At 18.2% G+C, this 544-nt stretch carries 1 pseudogene; it reads right to left on the bottom strand.

From position 1 onward, the window contains the following. Nucleotides 1-23 precede the first annotated feature (23 nt). Nucleotides 24-544: pseudogene (locus CPX_RS02845) on the bottom strand (hypothetical protein); the annotation flags it as partial.

The following is a 544-nucleotide window of genomic DNA, read 5'->3' as shown; positions in this document are numbered from 1 at the left end:
GTACTAAAAATTTAAATATAGTCTTATTTTTTCTTATATATTTCTTTTTCTATCCAAGATTTTAATAATTCTTGTGATTTAGTTTTTATTCTTTTTTTATCTATTGTGTTTTTTAAAATATTATTTTTTTGTTGTAATTCGACCTCTTTCTCTTTAATATTTGTAATTATTCTTTGTTTTTGTGATTCGGCCTCTTTATGTATAAGTTTTTTCGATTGATCCATTTCATTATCTAATTCACGAATTTCAATATTTAATTTATTAATTTTATCATCTAATTCACGAATTTCAATATTTAATTTATTAATTTCAATATTTAATTCAGACATTTTATTTGTTATATCATTTTTTTTTAATGAAAATGATGTATTATAATCTTCGCCTAATCTTGATAATTCATCAATTTTTTTATTTTTTTGTTCTATAAGTGTTTTATCATCTAAAGATATTTCTTTAGTTTTTTCCTTCCTATTGCCTCTAAAATAGAGAAAAATCAAATAGAAAAAAATAAAAAGTAAAATTAACAAAAAATAATAAATTAGTT

It is taken from the genome of Candidatus Phytoplasma pruni, assembly GCF_001277135.1.
GTDB classification, from domain to species: Bacteria; Bacillota_I; Bacilli_A; order Acholeplasmatales; family Acholeplasmataceae; genus Phytoplasma; species Phytoplasma pruni.
The sequence above is the reverse complement of the archived record's forward strand: the minus strand, read 5'-3'. Positions and strand labels throughout refer to the sequence as shown.